This window comes from Comamonas aquatica NBRC 14918 (genome assembly GCF_000739875.1).
Lineage (GTDB): Bacteria > Pseudomonadota > Gammaproteobacteria > Burkholderiales > Burkholderiaceae_C > Comamonas > Comamonas aquatica.
In genome coordinates, this window is record NZ_BBJR01000002.1 from 27,704 (window position 1) to 43,367 (window position 15,664).

At 65.9% G+C, this 15,664-nt stretch carries 14 protein-coding genes; 11 read left to right on the forward strand and 3 right to left on the reverse strand.

Going from position 1 to position 15,664, the window contains the following annotated elements; genetic code table 11:
- Positions 1-6 precede the first annotated feature (6 nt).
- The 4 genes from fdxH to fdhD all read left to right on the forward strand — a co-directional run bounded on the left by fdxH (position 7) and on the right by fdhD (position 3,593).
- Entirely contained in the window at positions 7-906 is a 900-nt protein-coding gene (fdxH, locus tag CA2_RS01200; RefSeq protein WP_042411732.1) for a formate dehydrogenase subunit beta, read from the forward strand.
- Complete coding sequence (locus CA2_RS01205; protein WP_042411735.1) at positions 903-1,565, forward strand: formate dehydrogenase subunit gamma; 663 nt, start codon at positions 903-905, stop codon at positions 1,563-1,565. The genes fdxH and CA2_RS01205 overlap by 4 nt, the downstream gene beginning before the upstream one ends.
- A complete protein-coding gene (gene fdhE, locus CA2_RS01210) occupies positions 1,562-2,521 on the forward strand; it encodes a formate dehydrogenase accessory protein FdhE (protein ID WP_042411737.1) in 960 nt (319 codons plus the stop codon). The genes CA2_RS01205 and fdhE overlap by 4 nt, the downstream gene beginning before the upstream one ends.
- A 184-nt stretch (positions 2,522-2,705) precedes the next feature.
- Positions 2,706-3,593 (forward strand): formate dehydrogenase accessory sulfurtransferase FdhD, encoded by an 888-nt coding sequence (fdhD, locus tag CA2_RS01215; RefSeq protein ID WP_042411741.1) that lies wholly within the window; start codon positions 2,706-2,708, stop codon positions 3,591-3,593.
- Between the two features lie 289 nt (positions 3,594-3,882).
- Here the strand turns inward: fdhD and CA2_RS01220 are convergent, their stop codons facing one another.
- Positions 3,883-4,707, reverse strand: a complete 825-nt coding sequence (locus tag CA2_RS01220) for an AraC family transcriptional regulator (protein ID WP_042411743.1) — start codon at positions 4,705-4,707, stop codon at positions 3,883-3,885.
- Positions 4,708-4,843: 136 nt separating this feature from the next.
- Between CA2_RS01220 and CA2_RS01225 the strand changes: the two genes are divergently transcribed.
- The 3 genes from CA2_RS01225 (at position 4,844) to miaB (ending at position 7,774) form a co-directional block, all read left to right on the forward strand.
- Positions 4,844-5,821, forward strand: coding sequence for a bile acid:sodium symporter family protein (locus CA2_RS01225; protein WP_042411745.1), 978 nt, complete (start codon positions 4,844-4,846; stop codon positions 5,819-5,821).
- A 108-nt stretch (positions 5,822-5,929) separates the two neighbouring features.
- Positions 5,930-6,316 (forward strand): hypothetical protein, encoded by a 387-nt coding sequence (locus CA2_RS01230; RefSeq protein WP_042411776.1) that lies wholly within the window; start codon positions 5,930-5,932, stop codon positions 6,314-6,316.
- Between the two features lie 129 nt (positions 6,317-6,445).
- Positions 6,446-7,774, forward strand: a complete 1,329-nt coding sequence (gene miaB / locus CA2_RS01235; protein ID WP_042411746.1) for a tRNA (N6-isopentenyl adenosine(37)-C2)-methylthiotransferase MiaB — start codon at positions 6,446-6,448, stop codon at positions 7,772-7,774.
- Between the two features lie 39 nt (positions 7,775-7,813).
- On the opposite strand, the gene msrQ is transcribed toward miaB, so the two are convergent.
- Both msrQ and msrP read right to left on the reverse strand, forming a co-directional pair.
- On the reverse strand, positions 7,814-8,443 hold the full coding sequence (gene msrQ / locus CA2_RS01240; RefSeq protein ID WP_042411748.1) for a protein-methionine-sulfoxide reductase heme-binding subunit MsrQ: 630 nt from the start codon (positions 8,441-8,443) through the stop codon (positions 7,814-7,816).
- Between the two features lie 9 nt (positions 8,444-8,452).
- Entirely contained in the window at positions 8,453-9,433 is a 981-nt protein-coding gene (gene msrP, locus CA2_RS01245; RefSeq protein WP_042411757.1) for a protein-methionine-sulfoxide reductase catalytic subunit MsrP, read from the reverse strand.
- Between the two features lie 354 nt (positions 9,434-9,787).
- On the opposite strand from msrP, the gene CA2_RS01250 reads away from it, so the two are divergent.
- From CA2_RS01250 to CA2_RS17360, 4 genes are all read left to right on the forward strand, one after another.
- Positions 9,788-12,097, forward strand: coding sequence for a hypothetical protein (locus CA2_RS01250; RefSeq protein ID WP_042411778.1), 2,310 nt, complete (start codon positions 9,788-9,790; stop codon positions 12,095-12,097).
- On the forward strand, positions 12,079-13,293 hold the full coding sequence (locus CA2_RS01255) for a hypothetical protein (protein WP_042411780.1): 1,215 nt from the start codon (positions 12,079-12,081) through the stop codon (positions 13,291-13,293). Before CA2_RS01250 ends, CA2_RS01255 begins: the two co-directional genes overlap by 19 nt.
- Positions 13,290-13,997 carry a DUF1266 domain-containing protein gene (locus CA2_RS01260; RefSeq protein WP_042411758.1) on the forward strand — a complete coding sequence of 236 codons (708 nt, stop codon included), beginning with the start codon at positions 13,290-13,292 and terminating at the stop codon, positions 13,995-13,997. The genes CA2_RS01255 and CA2_RS01260 overlap by 4 nt, the downstream gene beginning before the upstream one ends.
- 431 nt (positions 13,998-14,428) lie before the next feature.
- On the forward strand, positions 14,429-15,664 hold a 1,236-nt coding region (locus CA2_RS17360; protein WP_081888814.1), incomplete at its 3' end, for a tyrosine-type recombinase/integrase.

Genomic DNA, 15,664 nt, shown 5'->3' on the forward strand with positions numbered 1-15,664 from the left:
GCGCCCATGAGCATGCAAACCCAAGATATCGTGCGGCGCTCGGCGACCAACGACCTCACGCCCGCCGCCCACGTCCGCGACCACAAGGCGGACGTGGCCAAACTCATCGATGTGAGCATTTGCATTGGCTGCAAGGCCTGCCAGGTGGCCTGCAGCGAATGGAACGACCTGCGCGACGACGTGGGCGAGAACTTCGGCGTCTACGACAACCCGCGCGACCTCTCGCCGCAGAGCTGGACGCTGATGCGCTTTGACGAGCACGTCAACGAACAGGGCAAGCTGGAGTGGCTGATCCGCAAGGACGGCTGCATGCACTGCGAGGACCCCGGCTGCCTCAAGGCCTGCCCCCAGCCCGGCGCCATCGTGCAGTACGCGAATGGCATCGTGGACTTCCAGTCCGAGCAGTGCATTGGCTGCGGCTACTGCGTGGCCGGCTGCCCGTTCAACATCCCGCGCATCAGCGAGAAGGACAACAAGGCCTACAAGTGCACGCTGTGTTCCGACCGCGTGGCCGTGGGCCAGGAGCCGGCCTGCGTCAAGACCTGCCCCACAGGCGCCATCGCCTTCGGCACCAAGGACGACATGCTGGTCAAGGCCGAAGGCCGTGTGGCCGAGATGCAGACCCGCGGCTTCGACCAGGCCGGCGTCTACAACCCGCAGGGCGTGGGCGGCACCCACGTGATGTACGTGCTGCACCACGCCGACCAGCCGCAGCTCTACCACAACCTGCCCAAGGATCCCCGGATCAGCAGCGTGGTCCAGGGCTGGAAGGGCTGGTTCAAGCCGCTGGCGGCGCTGGGCTTTGTCACCGCGCTGGCGGGCGCGGCCGCCCACTACATCACCACCGGCCCCAACGAGGTCGATGAGGACGAGGAAACCAAGACCAGCGAAGGAGAGAAGGCATGAAAAAAGACCGCATGATTTTGCGCACCCCCCTGCCCGATCGCCTGTGCCACTGGGCCATGGTGGTGTGCTTTTTTCTGGTGGCGCTGTCGGGCATCTCCTGGGTGTTCCCCAGCCTGAACTGGCTCAACGGCGTGCTCGGTACGCCGCAGCTGGCGCGCCTGCTGCACCCCATCTTGGGCATCGTGGTGTTTGTGGCCCTGGTCTACTTGTTCGTGCGGTTTGTGAAATACAACCTGTTCGTCAAGGAAGACAAAATCTGGGCGGACAACATCCAGTCTGTGCTGGCCGGTGACCACAGCAAAAAACTGCGCATTGGCAAGTACAACGCGGGGCAGAAGTTCCTGTTCTGGGGCACGATGGCCTTGATCTGCGTGCTCTTGGTCTCGGGCTTGATGATCTGGCGCGCGTACTTTGCGCACCTGTTTCCCATCCCGGCGCTGCGCCTCGCCTTGCTGGTGCATTCCTTGGCAGGCATTAGCCTGATCTTGCTGATCATTGGCCACATCTACCTGGCACTGTGGGTCAAAGGATCGATCCGCGGCATGGTCACCGGCTACGTCAGCCATGCCTGGGCCCGCACCCACCATGACCGCTGGCACGCCGAGATCAGCACCCCGCCCACAACGCCCACCAAGGCCAAGGGGGGCCGCACGCGATGAGCATCCAGATCGTTCCGGAGTCCGAGCGCTCGCCGGGCGTGGGGCCCGTCGAACCCGTGCAACTGCCCGCCGCCCAGCTGCCCTATGCGCGGCGCGCCAGCCGCCTGCAGCACCTGGCCCAGGGCCATGCCATGGCCGACTACCTGCTGTGGGCGGCCGACCTGGCCCACGCCCAGCAGGCCACGGCCGAGGCCCTGCCCCTGCCCGCCGAGGAGGCCGACCGCCTGACCGCGGTCCTGCAGCAGCATCCGCAAACGCCGCTGCACTCCGCCACCTGGCCACGCTCGGCGCACTGGCAGGCCCTGCTCGATGGATTGCTGCACCGCATGGCCCAGCAGCCGCGCATGCAGACCGCCGCCATCCAGCAGGCGCTGGCCCGTTTGCAGCAGGCCGATGCCGCACAGCGCGACGCCTGGGCCGAGGCCCTGCTGAGTGCGCTGCGCAGCGACGCCGTGACCGAGGCCCACGCCCTGCCCGAGGCCGGCGTGGCCCAGTTGCTGTGGGCAGCCCTGTCGCTGTACTGGCGCCAACTGGCCAGCCACTTGCCCGCCACCGGCCAGGCCACGCTGGGCGCACCGCGCCACCTGTGCCCGGTCTGCGGCCATGTGCCCACCGGCAGCCTGGTGCAAGGCGGCGCGCAGGCCGGCCTGCGCTACCTGCAGTGCAGCCTGTGCGAATGCCAGTGGCACGTGGTGCGCAGCACCTGCACCAACTGCGACAGCACGCAGGCGCTGGACTACTGGTGCCTGGAAGACGAGCATGCACCCATCAAGGCCGAGGGCTGCACCGACTGCCAGACCTACCTCAAGGCCTTCTACCAGCAGGCCGACCACCAGTTGGAACTGGTGGCCGACGACCTCGCCAGCCTGGCCCTGGACGCCGAGATGGAAGCCCAGGACCTGGCGCGCAGCGGCATCAACCCGCTGATGCTGCCACTGCTGGGTGCGCCGGGCTGAGGCCGGCGCAGCCCCCGCACGCCCCGCTATAAAAGGAGCTGTAGGCGTTGGATGCACCTGGTTTTCCGCATTTTTTCGTGCTGAAAACCTTGTGGATCGAGCGCCAGCAGCTCCTTTTTTCATGAGCCACACGCAACAACCCACGCGGCTGCGATGGTTCCGCCACGGCAGGGATAATCGCCGCATGACACTGCCTGCCGCCACCGCCTGCACGCTGGCCCCCGCCCCGCCCACCGCCGTCCCCGCGCTGCACACCCAGGCCGTGCAGCTGCACCATGCCGAGCGTGGCGTGCTGAACCAAGACCGGGTGCTGGCCAACGAAGTGCCGATTGCCCTGGTCTTCAACGGCATCGCCCACGCGGTGATGATGGGCACGCCGCTGGACCTGGAGGATTTCGCCATCGGCTTTGCGCTCAGCGAAGGCATCATCGACAGCGCCACCGATTGCTACGGCGTGGACGTCCAGCCCGTGGCCGCGGCCGCCGCCGGCCTGCCCGCCGGCATGGACGGCATGGAAGTGCAGCTGGAGATCGCCTCGCGCTGCTTCGCCCGCCTCAAGGACCACCGCCGCAGCATGAGCGGGCGCACCGGCTGCGGCGTCTGCGGCGTGGAAAGCTTCGCCGCGCTGGACCTGTCGTTCGACGCCCTGCCGGCGCGCGACTGGGTGGCCCGGGTGGACCTGCCCACCGTGCTGCAGGCGATCGCCAACCTGCCGCCCCGGCAGGTGCTCAACGCCCAGGCCGGCGCCATCCACGCCGCGGGCTGGGCCACGCTGGACGGCCAGGTGCACGAGGTGCTGGAAGACGTGGGCCGCCACAACGCACTCGACAAGCTGCTGGGCCGGCTGGCCCGCACCGGGCGCCTGAGCGAACCCGGGTTTGTCGTGCTCTCCAGCCGCGGCAGTCATGAACTGGTGCGCAAATGCGCCAAGCTGGGCGTGGGTGCACTGGCCACCATCTCGGCCCCCACGGCCATGGGCGTGCGCATGGCCGAACTGACCGGCCTGCGCTTTTGGGGCCTGTGCCGCCCGCCCCAGGCCGTGCTCTACGCACCCGGCGCGCAGTCGGCCTGAACACCGCCGCGCAGCCCCAGCCCCAAGGCCGCAGCAGGGCCCGCAACCGCGTCGAACAGCCCAGCGACGCCACGCCAGACCCGGGCTGCAGGCTGGCCACGGACCATCGCCGGCACCAGCCACGCGCGGGTGAAACAGGGCCCCCAAGCACGCGACGGCACCGCTTCCACCGCTGCAGCCCACCGTGCCGATCCGGGCGAGGGCCGAGGGAGCGCATCCCCACCGTCGGTGGTGGACCGGTTGCCCAGCCACTGTACCGTCCACAGTCCCCCCCTGCGCAAACACCCCTTCAGGACAAGGAGGTGGCCGCAGCGCGGGCGCGCAGGAACTGGCCAGGCGTGCGCCCAAACAACTGGCGAAACGCGGCGATGAAGGCCGAGGTCGAGTCGTAGCCGCAGGCCAGGGCCACCTCGGTCACGCTCTGCTGGTCCTGCAGCTGCGGCAGGGCGGCCAGCAGGCGCGCGCGCTGGCGCCATTGGCGAAAGCTCATCTGCGTCTGCTTCTGGAACAGCCGGCCCAGGGTGCGCTCGGACACGCCCAGGGCCCAGCTCCAGGCCCCCAGCTGCAGCGGCGCCTCGGGCACGTCCAGCAGGTGGCGGCACCAGGCGCGCAGGCGCTCGTCCTCGGGCCAGGGCAGGCGCAGCGCGGCCGGTGGTGCGGCATGGATCTGGTCCAGCAGGGCCTGCACGAACCGCCCCTCGGCGCCCTCCTGGGCGTACTCCACCGGCAGGGTGGCGAAGTGGCGGATCATCTCGCGCAGCAGGTCCGAGACCTCCAGCACCACGCAGTCCGTGCCCAGGGCCGGCATGGCCCCGGTCTCGATGTAGAGGCTGCGGATCTCGGTGTGCGGCGCATTGACCACGCTGTGCACGCAGTGCGGCGGGATCAGAATGGCCCACTGCGGCGGTGCGATGAACAGGCCCTGGTGCGTCTGCACCTGCAGCACACCGCGGCTGGCATAGGAGAACTGCACCCAGCCATGGGCGTGGGCCACGGTGGCGGCCTTGCGCTGCATCTGCTCGGCGCGCGCATACACCGGCCGCGGCAGCCGCGCCAGCACAGGCACGGGGCGCGAGGCCAGATCCCGGCGTTTTGTCGTTTCAGCGATATCCATGCGCCTGATGTCGTTAGCAGGAAAGTCGCCAGCGTACTAGAGTGCAGGCCAGCGCGGCCCGGCCGCCGTGGTTTGCCCCTGTTCCCACCCCCTGTTGGCCGCCGTCGGTGGCGGCCACGTTTGCCCCGCCCCTGCCATGCGACGCCCCCGTTTCCTGCCCGACAACTTCATGCTCATCCTGCTGGCCATGCTCCTGCTGGCCAGCGTCCTGCCCGTGCGCGGCGTCTATGCCGGCTACGCCACCACGGTGACCAACCTGGCGATCGCCCTGCTGTTCTTCCTGCACGGCGCCAAGCTGTCGCTGCAGGCCATCGTCAAGGGCATGGGCCACTGGCGCCTGCATTCGCTGGTGTTCGCCTGCACCTTTCTGTTGTTCCCGCTGCTGACCTACGCGCTCAAGCCCGTGCTGCTGCCCCTGCTGGGGCCGGAGCTGTTCCGCGGCATGCTCTATCTCAGCGCCCTGCCATCGACCGTGCAGTCGTCCATCGCCTTCACCTCGATCGCGCGCGGCAACATCCCCGCCGCCATCTGCTCGGCCGCCACCTCCAGCCTGATGGGCATCTTCATCACGCCCCTGCTGGTGCTGCTGATGCTGGGCCAGAGCGCCCAGAGCCTGCCGTTCGGTGATGCCGTGCTCAAGATCATGCTGCAGCTGCTGCTGCCATTTGTGCTGGGCCAGCTGGCGCGCCGCTGGATCGGGGCCTGGGTGGACCGCAACAAGGCCTGGCTCAAGCATGTGGACCAGACCTCGATCTACCTGGTGGTCTACACGGCCTTCAGCAGCGCCGTGGTCGAAGGCCTGTGGTCGCAGCTGCCGCTGCAGCAGATCCTGGCGCTGGCCGTGGCCTGCTGCGTGCTGCTGGCCCTGGTGCTGGGCACGACCTGGTGGCTGGGCCACCGCCTGGGCTTTGACCTGCCCGACCGCATCACCATCCTGTTCTGTGGCTCCAAGAAGAGCCTGGCCACGGGCGTGCCCATGGCCCAGGTGCTGTTCGTGGGTGGTGCCATGGGCACGCTGCTGCTGCCCATCATGCTGTTCCACCAGATCCAGCTGCTGGTCTGCGCCGTGCTGTCCAAGCGCTTCGCCGACCGCCCGGAGGAGCCACGGGCCTGATGCGCGCGGCCGCCACCTCGGCGGCCCGCCCGGCCATATCTGAGCGCGCTTCGCTGGCGTGGAGTTTTCTTTAGAATGCCGCAGTCTGTCAGCCCCTGGATGAACACCATGAACCGCTGCTCGCTTGCTTCCTGGATGGCCGCGCCCCTGCTGGCGGTGGCTGCCACCTGCGCGGCCCAAGAAGCCCCCAGCACCTTGCCTGCCGTACAAACCATCAAGCCGGTGCCCCACCCCGGCCTGCGCACCTTCCCCAGTACCGCGCTGGTGGGGGTGCTGCGCATCGACCAGGTGCCCAACGCGCAGATCAATGGCCAGCCCATCCGCACCGCGCCGGGCTTTCGCCTGTTCAGCGCCGACAACAAGCTGATCTTTGCCCACACCGTGCTGAACCAGGAGCTGCGGGTGGCCTATGTCAAGGAAGCCAGCACCCAGTGGCTGCTGACGGCGTGGATCCTCACCCCCGAGGAACTCGCCCACTATTCGGTCAAGCGCTGACGCGGCGACCGCCCCTGCCCGCGTTTCAACGCTACCCTTTTTAGACCTGTTGCGCCCGCCCTGCTTGCCTGGGCGGCCGTTTTTACTTGGAAAACCAGCCGCCACCACGACGGCTGTGTTGCGACCACCATGAGCAAAAAAGTCTTTATCAAAACCTTCGGCTGCCAGATGAACGAGTACGACTCGGACAAGATGGCCGACGTGCTGGGTGCCGCCCAGGGTTACGAGCCCACGCAGAACATGGACGAGGCCGACCTGATCCTCTTCAACACCTGCTCGGTGCGCGAGAAGGCGCAGGAGAAGGTGTTCTCCGACCTGGGCCGCGTCAAGCACCTGAAGGAAAAGGGCGTGCTCATCGGCGTCGGCGGCTGCGTGGCCAGCCAGGAAGGCGACGAAATCATCAAGCGCGCGCCCTATGTGGACGTGGTCTTCGGCCCCCAGACCCTGCACCGCCTGCCCGAGCTGCTGAATGCCCGCGCCGCCAAGGCCAAGCCGCAGGTGGACATCAGCTTCCCCGAGATCGAGAAGTTCGACCACCTGCCACCCGCGCGCGTGGAAGGTGCCTCCGCCTTTGTGTCCATCATGGAAGGCTGCTCCAAGTACTGCAGCTACTGCGTCGTGCCCTACACGCGCGGCGAGGAAGTCAGCCGCCCCTTCGAGGACGTGCTGGTGGAAGTGGCCGGCCTGGCCGACCAGGGGGTGAAGGAAGTCACGCTGCTGGGCCAGAACGTGAATGCCTACCAGGGCAAGATGGGCGACACGGCCGAGATCTGCGACTTTGCCCTGCTGCTGGAATACGTGGCCGAAATCCCCGGCATCGAGCGCATCCGCTACACCACCAGCCACCCCAACGAGTTCACTCCGCGCCTGATCGAAGCCTACGCCAAGATCCCCCAGCTGGTCAGCCACCTGCACCTGCCCGTGCAGCACGGCAGCGACAAGATCCTGATGGCCATGAAGCGCGGGTATACCGCTATGGAATACAAGAGCACGGTGCGCAAGCTGCGCGCCATCCGCCCCGATCTGGCGATGAGCAGCGACTTCATCGTCGGCTTCCCCGGCGAGACCGAGGACGACTTCCAGAAGATGATGAAGCTGATCCACGACGTGCGCTTTGACAACTCGTTCAGCTTCATCTTCAGCCCCCGCCCCGGCACGCCCGCAGCCAACCTGCACGATGACACCCCGCACGAGGTCAAGCTGCGCCGCCTGCAAGAGCTGCAGGCCGTGATCAACCAGAACATCAAGGACATCAGCCTGGAACGCGTGGGGACCGTGCAAAAGCTGCTGGTCGAAGGCTTCAGCAAGCGCGACAACGGCGAGCTGATGGGCCGCACCGAGTGCAACCGCGTGGTCAACTTCCCTGGCCAGGAGCGCCTGATCGGACAGCTGGTCGACGTCAAGATCACCGAGGCCATGACCTACACCCTGCGCGGTGAAGTCCTGATCCAGGCCTGAGCAGGTGCGCCCGGCCGGCCCACAGGGCCGGTCCAGGCGTCAGCGCGCCGGCTGCCTGGGGGGACCGATGCGCCGCCCCTTGGTGTAGCGGTGCAGCACGCGCGCCAGCAGCAGCGCGGCCACGATGGCCAGGTAGACACCCACCTCGGCCAGGTTGTTCTTGCCGGCACGCATCCACCAGAAGTGCAGCACGGCCAGCGCCGCCGCCGCATAGACCGCGCGGTGCAGGGCCTGCCAGCGCTTGCCCCCCAGGCGCCGGATGAGCCGTGGGATGGACGTGACGGCCAGCACCAGCAAAATCCCCCAGGCGAGGGTGCCCACCAGGATGAAGGGCCGCTTGGCCAGATCCTCCAGCACCGCCGCCCAGTCCAGCCCCATGTCCAGCAGCAGGTAGCACACCCAGTGCAGGCTGCCGTAGAAGAAGGCATACAGCCCCAGCATGCGCCGGTAGGCCGCCAGCCGGGTCCAGCCCAGCCACACGCGCAGCGGCGTGACGGCCAGCGCCAGGCACACGAAACGCAGGGCCCACAGACCCAGGTCGCGCAGCAGGGCCTCGGCCGGGTTGGCCCCCAGACCGTCGGTGGCCGCCAGAGAGAACAGCCACAGTACCGGCACCAGGCACAGCAGATGCAGCGCCACGCGCTGCAGGCCTTTCAGTGACAACGACATCGCGCCCCGTCAGAAGTGCTTGCGCAGGTCCATGCCCGCATACAGCTGCCCCACCTGGGCCTCGTAGCCGTTGAACAGCTGGGTCTTGCGCTTGGGGGCAAACAGGCCGCCCTCGCCAATGCGCCGCTCGGTGGCCTGGCTCCAGCGCGGATGCGGCACATCCGGGTTGACGTTGGAATAAAAGCCATATTCATTGCGCGCCGCCTTGTTCCAGGCGGTGCCCGGCTCCCGCTCAACCAGGCGGATGGTGACGATGCTTTTGGCGCTCTTGAAACCGTACTTCCAGGGCACCACCACGCGCACCGGGGCCCCGTTCTGCTTGGGCAGCTCGTGGCCGTACATGCCCAGGGTCAGCAGGGTCAGCGGGTGCATGGCCTCGTCCATGCGCAGCCCCTCGGTGTAGGGCCAGTCCAGCACCGAGCGCCGCAGCCCCGGCATCACCTTGGGATCGGCCAGCGTGACGAACTCCACATACTTGGCGCTGCCCAGGGGTTGCACCTCGGCCAGCAGCTTGGACAGCGAATAGCCGATCCAGGGAATCACCATGGACCAGCCCTCCACGCAGCGCAGGCGGTAGATGCGTTCCTCGAGGGCGCTGAGCTTGCGCAGCGCATCCAGGTCGAAGGTCTTGGGCTGCTGGACCAGCCCTTCCACACGCACCGTCCACGGCCGGGTGGGCAGCGCCTGCGCATTGCGCACCGGGTCCCCCTTGTCCAGGCCGAACTCATAGAAATTGTTGTAGCTGGAGGCATCGGCAAACGGGGTCTGCTTGTCCAGGGCCAGCGCACCCGGCACGTTGGAAGGCAGGGCGCGCAAGGGCGCCAGAGCGTCCGGGGTGTCCGCCTTGGCAAAGGCGCTCCCCGACGCCACCGTCATACCGCCCAGGGCGGCCCACTGCAGCAATTCGCGCCGGCGCAGGTACACGCCTTCCGGGGTGATCTCGCTGCCATGCGGGTGGATAAAGCCCGAAGCACCAGTCTGAATCAGCATAGTCATATCCTTGGATCAGGTTCACACGCCCTGCTTCAGAGCACACGGTAGCGCCGAAGTTCCACAGCGCCCGCGCGCCGCCCCGGAAGCACCACGGCCGGCAGGGGCACCACCCGGCCCCACAGGCCTCGGCCCGCACACGCATCGCACTGTCCTCCGATGCCATCACCCAGATGCGATGGAGCACCAATCCGGGGCGATTCGGTCTGCGCAGGGCCCGTCTCCGATAGAGTGCAGGGCATGCGATGCCGCGCGACCAAGCGCCACCCAGGGAAAGCGGGACCATCCACCCAGACCGACCCCAGACCGTGCACCGGCACCGACCCCACGCCGACAGACTGCCCTTTGGACACCATGAACCCCACTGCCGCACTTCAGGGCGAAGCCCTCTACGCGCTGCTCGAACAAGCCCGAGACCTGCTCCACGACTACGGCGAAAACCGCCACACCACCATCCAGCCCCAAGAGCGGATGGCCGCCGCGGCCGAGCTGCTGAACCAACAGCCTTTAGCGCCCGCCAGTGCCGACGAGCTGGCGCTGCTGCACGACTTTTGGTTAAAGCTGGAGCAGCCTGCCACGGCCAACGCGGCACTGCAGCAGCACCGCGAGCGCGTGCTGGCCGCAGAAGGCCACGCCCGCGCGGAAGCGGCCATCCGGCTCAACCTCTGCGACATTCACAGCCGCATGGGGTTTGACCCCGACGCCGCCCGCGCCTTGCTGCCCCCGACGGCCCAGGCGATCGACGCGCGCTTCCGTGACAGTGACGACGACCGGTATTGGCAGAGCTGGAACTGGCTCGCCCACCAGCTGCACGCGTGGGAGGCCGTGGCCGACGCGCTCCCGCTGCAACGCGCGCAAGAGCGCGGCAACCCGGAGCTGGCCGAAGATGCCGCCTACCTCGACGCCTTGCTGCTGGTGCGCACGGCCGACTACCGGCACAAGGCGGGGCGCCACGCCGAGGTGCCGGCCCTGGTGCAAAGCGCCATCCACACTTTGCGCGATGCCCCCGCCGACCAGCATGTGGACTTTGACCGCTGGATGACGCTGGCGGAACATGTCTTGCCTTTGGCCCCGCACAGCCTGCCCACCCTGCTCATGGATTGCGAGCACAAGCTGGCACAGCGGGAGAGTCCCCCACCCTCCCAGGCGGTGCAAGCCCACCGCCAGGTCAAGATCACCCGCCTGCAAGCGCAGGCTTGTGCCCAGGCCGGGCAACTGGACGCTGCGCTGCAGCTGGCGCCCAAGGGCCGCGTCAGCCTGACCGATGACAACACGGATGCCTTCAGCGCCCTGTCTCTGGGCTGGCTGGTACAGGCCGGCCGCATGCGCGAGGCCGCCGATCTGGCGCTGGAAAGCGTGCTCCACGCCCGCCCGGGCTCGGCCGTCGCCGCCTTCAACCTGGCCAAGCAGCAGTTCCCCGGCGACCCTGCCCATGCCACCACCTGGGCGCTGGTGCTGGCCATCAGCCAGACCGATGAAGACGTGCGCCGCCTGCTGGCCCAGCAAACCCGGGCACCGCACCCGGCCAACTTCTACCTAGACAGGGTGCGTGCCACACAGCCCCAGCACCCGGTGCTGGCGCTGATCGAAGGCATGCGCCTGGCCAAGCAGCGCCAGCTGGAGCTGGCCCTGCCCTTGCTGGAAATCGGCGTGGGCCAGCACCCCGAGATGGCCGACGGCAACAAGCTGTCCGCACTCTGGGCGGCGCGTTTTGCCGCGCTGCCACTGGAGGAGGCGCTGGCGCGCCCCTTCCCCACCGCAGAGGGCGCACACTGGTGCTACGCCGCCGGTGTGGTGCTGGACGATGCCGACGATCTGGCCCCGCTGATGGGCGGCAAAAAGAAAGTGCCCGCACAGACCGCCCGCGAGCCGCTGGTCGTGCGCTATTACGAAGAAGGCCTGCGCCGCTTCGAGCATTTCTGGGCCACCGGCGAAGGCCGCCACCACGATGCCGACCTGCACGTGTACTCCATGCTGTGCAACAACCTGGCCATCAAATACCGCTTCATGGGGCGCTACGACGAGGCGGCCGAGTTGCACCACAAAGGCCTGGGCAGCAGCCCGTTTGCCGAGCACCACAACAGCCTGATCTGGTGCTCCGTGGGCATGGACAACGACGCGCAGACCGTGGCAGACGCCGAGCGTCTGTGGCACTACGCCCAGGAGCATGGCTACAGCCGCCACGAGCCCACGCGCTATCTGCCCAGTGTGGGCTATGCGCTCTACAGGCTCGACCGCGACGATGAAATCAGCATCTGGATGGAGCGCCTGGACGAATGGTTTGGCGAACTGGCTCCGGATGTCCAGCGCAGCGTGCGGCGCAACTACCTGTCGGCCCTGATGTCTTTGCTGGACTTCTTTTCCAGCACCCGCCCCGAGCTGGTGCTGCCACGCCTGCGCGAGCACCAGGACGAAGTGATCGCCCTCAAGGACTGCTATGCACTGCGCCGCCTGGCCTGTGCCCTGGAAGCCTACCCCGAGCTGCTCGAAGAGTGCGTGGCGCTGCACCAGCAAGCCCACAGCTACCTGGTCCCGGAGGATGGCGAGGAGGAGGAGCAGATGGTGCTCTCTGGCATCGAGCGTGCCCAGCGCAAACTGGCCGAGCGCGACGCACCGTCCAGCAGTGCCACAGCAGACCGTCGGCCCTGGTGGAGGTTCTGGTGAGCCAAGCCACGGAGACCCGCCCCGTTGCGCCCGCCGTGGCCAGCGCCTACCAGGCGCGCGATGTCGTCAATGCACCCGCCATCAAGCAGCACATCCAGCAGCGCAGCGCCGCGCGTGGCGATGCTGCCGAGGTGGCCGCCTGGCTGGCCAACCATTTCTACCGCCATGTGGTGGGCAATCTGCAGGCAGATGCGCCGGCCATCCTTCGCATTGACGATGCCCCGCAGTTGCAGGAGCTGGCAGGGCTGCAAGAGCCTGCGCGATGGACATTGGAGCGGCTGGCCCGCCAGCAAGCCGGCGAAGCCCTGCCTGCGCTGTGGTGGATCCAGCCCGACAGCGCGGCGGTGCTCACACTGGAAACGCGGCTGGTGGAGTTTCTCTCCACCCGCAAAGGCACCTCGCTGGAAGGCAAGCTGCAGCGCATCAACTGCCCGCAGGCACTGGCACGCTGGACGCTGGAGCACCTGGCTTTCGAGAAGAAGCAAAACAGCGGCCGGGTGGCGCACAGCCAGCACGCCGTGCAAGGGCTGCTGCGTGGCCAGCATGGCACGTTTGTGGAGTTCGATGCCCGCAGTCCGCAGCTGCGCCAGGAAATGGCCTATGAGAGCCAGATGATGGGGCACTGCGTCGGCCAGTTCGCCAACCGCCAGGGTTTCAGCGGTGGCTATGGCGAACACTACGCCACAGGGCTTGAATCTGGCCGCATGCGGCTGTTCAGCTACCGCACCGGCTCGGCCCAGCCGCGCATCACCGTCAACGCTTATGTGCAAACCGACGGCTCACTGCAGATCGAGCAGATCAAGGGCAAGCAGAACCGCCCGCCGATTGCGCGTTATGCCGCCGATGTGGTGGACCTGCTCAACCACCTGCCCCTCAACGACGAAGTGCCGGAGGACGCCCTGGCGATGGGCATCGTCCGCCGCCCCCCCGAACTACTGCAGGCACACCCCGGGCTTGCCCCGTGGTGCACGGTGCAGGCGCTGCGCACCGACGACGAACAGCTGTGGCTGGTGCAGCAGCACCCCCGTCTGCTGCCGCTGCTGGAGTTGCACTCACCGTTGGTGCAATGGATGGTGGCCGCCCGCAAGGATGCCGTCGGCCACGAAACCCTGGAGCGCATGCACCTTTCGCCGGCGCTGCAGCAGACCCTGCTGCTGGCCAAACAGCGGCCAGGCCGCACGGGAATGCGTACATGAACGGCTGGATGATTTTCTTGCTGGTCATCGCCCTGATCTACTGGGTGCTGCGCAGCGGCTTCCAGCGCCTCAAGGCCGCCAAGCAGCGCGGCGACATCATCAGCTACCAGGCAGGGAGCGCCGCATACAACTGGGCTTTGGCGCTGGCCCACCCCATGGCCTACCACGCCATGCAAGGGGGCTTTGCCAGCGACCTGGATGGCGCCACCGAATCGCTGGCCAAGCAGCTGCGCCCGATGGTCTTGCACCACATGGGCCTGCGCACCGATCTCAGCGACGCACAGGTGCGCCAGCAATTACCCGATGCGCTGCGTCAGCGCTGGTTCATGCTTGACCTGCAGCGCCTACAACGCCACGACAACGCCCGTGCCGCCATGGCCTTTGCCTGCGCGCGCGTGACCTTCTTTGTGCGCAGCGCCAGATTGCTGGGCTGGCTCGACGATACCACCCAGTGGCAGGTGCTGATGCTCAATGCCCAGCGCGCCCAGCAGTGCTTTGACAGCTGGCAGGCCTTCGGCCAGGCCTACGCCCAAGGCCGTGCGCAATGGACAGCTACCGGGCGCAGCGATGTGCTGGGGACTGTCTTCACCCCCGAAGACGTGGCGCAATGGGTGACGCAGCCCCAGCACCCCTGGCATGCGATGCGCTGGGATCTGCCACTGGCCAACGATGCCGCGACGGTGGCGACACCGGCAGCCGCCTGAGCGGGCTTGCGCTGCATCGAGTGAACCTCCGCTTGGCTTGATCCCCACATCGACAAGGACCTGCGCGGCGCTTGCCGTGGAGTTGAGCCGATTGCAGCCCCCGATGCCATCCGCGGTCGGCGTCTGCAGCGGGTGGCAACCGCCCAAGAAAAAAGGCCCCACGATTTCTCGCAGAGCCTTGTTTTCATCGGTTATTTTTTGGTAGGGCGTGGCGGACTTGAACCGACGACCAAGGGATTATGAGTCCCAAAAAATCAGCATTTGCCTTTGTTGATTGATATACATACAATTCAATTAAATCAACAATATACAAGAATTTCAAGCCATTCCGCTTGGTCTCAGTGTTGATCTAAATTCGCCTTTTTTCATCAAAAAGTCTTACATTCGCCCTTACATACTTGGCGATGTAAGACTTTCGTAAAACACACCCTATGGCCAAGGTCGCATTTACGGTTCCCCGCATTAACGCCTTCAAGTGCCCTGCCGATAAGCGCCAAGCTTTCATGTGGGACTCAACCGCTCCCGGCCTTGGTTTACGCGCTACCCCAAGCGGAAAACCCTCTTATGTATTCCAAGGCGTCTATCAAGGTAAGGACATTCGCATCACCATAGGTGGAACAGAGGCTTGGAAAATCCCCGACGCTCAAGCCAAGGCTCGCGAATTACAAAGGTTGATCGACGAGGGAAAAGATCCAAGGCAGCTCAAACGTGATGCGCTCGCTGCACAAGCGGCAAAAGAGCAAATTGAAAAGATCGAAGCCATTACGGCTGAAGAAGCATGGCAAGCCTATCTTCAAGAAAGGACACCGTATTGGGGCCAACATCACATCAATGATCATGAGCGTCTAACGCGCAGCGGGGGGAAACAAGCGATTCGAGGAACCAGAGGGAGTGGCGTGACTAATGCAGGCCCCCTTCATTCACTCATGCATCTGCCTCTACGCGAACTAAGCGCTTCAGTCATTGAGTCTTGGGCAACGACAGAAGGTAAAACACGCCCAACCGCCGCAAGATTAGCTTGGCGACTACTACGCACTTTTCTAACCTGGTGCTCAGAACACCCTCAATACTCATCAATCGTTCCCAGTACGAACCCAGCCAAAACCCGCAAGTCGCGCGAGGCATTGGGTAAGCCCCGCGTGAAGCAAGATGCACTACTGAAAGAGCAACTACCAGCATGGTTCACCGCTGTCTGCGCTATAGGGAATCCAGTTGTCTCGGCCTATCTGCAGATTCTTCTCTTGACTGGAGCGCGTCCAGGAGAAGTGATAGATATACGCTGGGACGATATAGATCTTCACTGGCGAGGGCTCAAAATCCGTGACAAGGTCGAAGGAGAAAGAGTTATTCCACTAACTCCCTACGTCCACCACCTCATTGCCGCCTTGCCGCGCCGCAACGAATATGTCTTTGCCAGCGACCGCAAAGTCCAAGCAGCGATCACAGAGCCCAATCACGCTCACGACCGAGCTTGCAAAGCAGCAGACATTCCAGACTTAACTCTGCATGGACTGCGTCGCAGCTTTAAAAGTCTCACTGAATGGCTAGAGGTACCTGCCGGGGTAGTTGCTCAAATTCAAGGGCACAAGCCCAGCGCCACAGCAGAAAAGCATTACACCGTCCGCCCTCTTGACTTACTTCGCGTGCATCACGAACGAATCGATGTA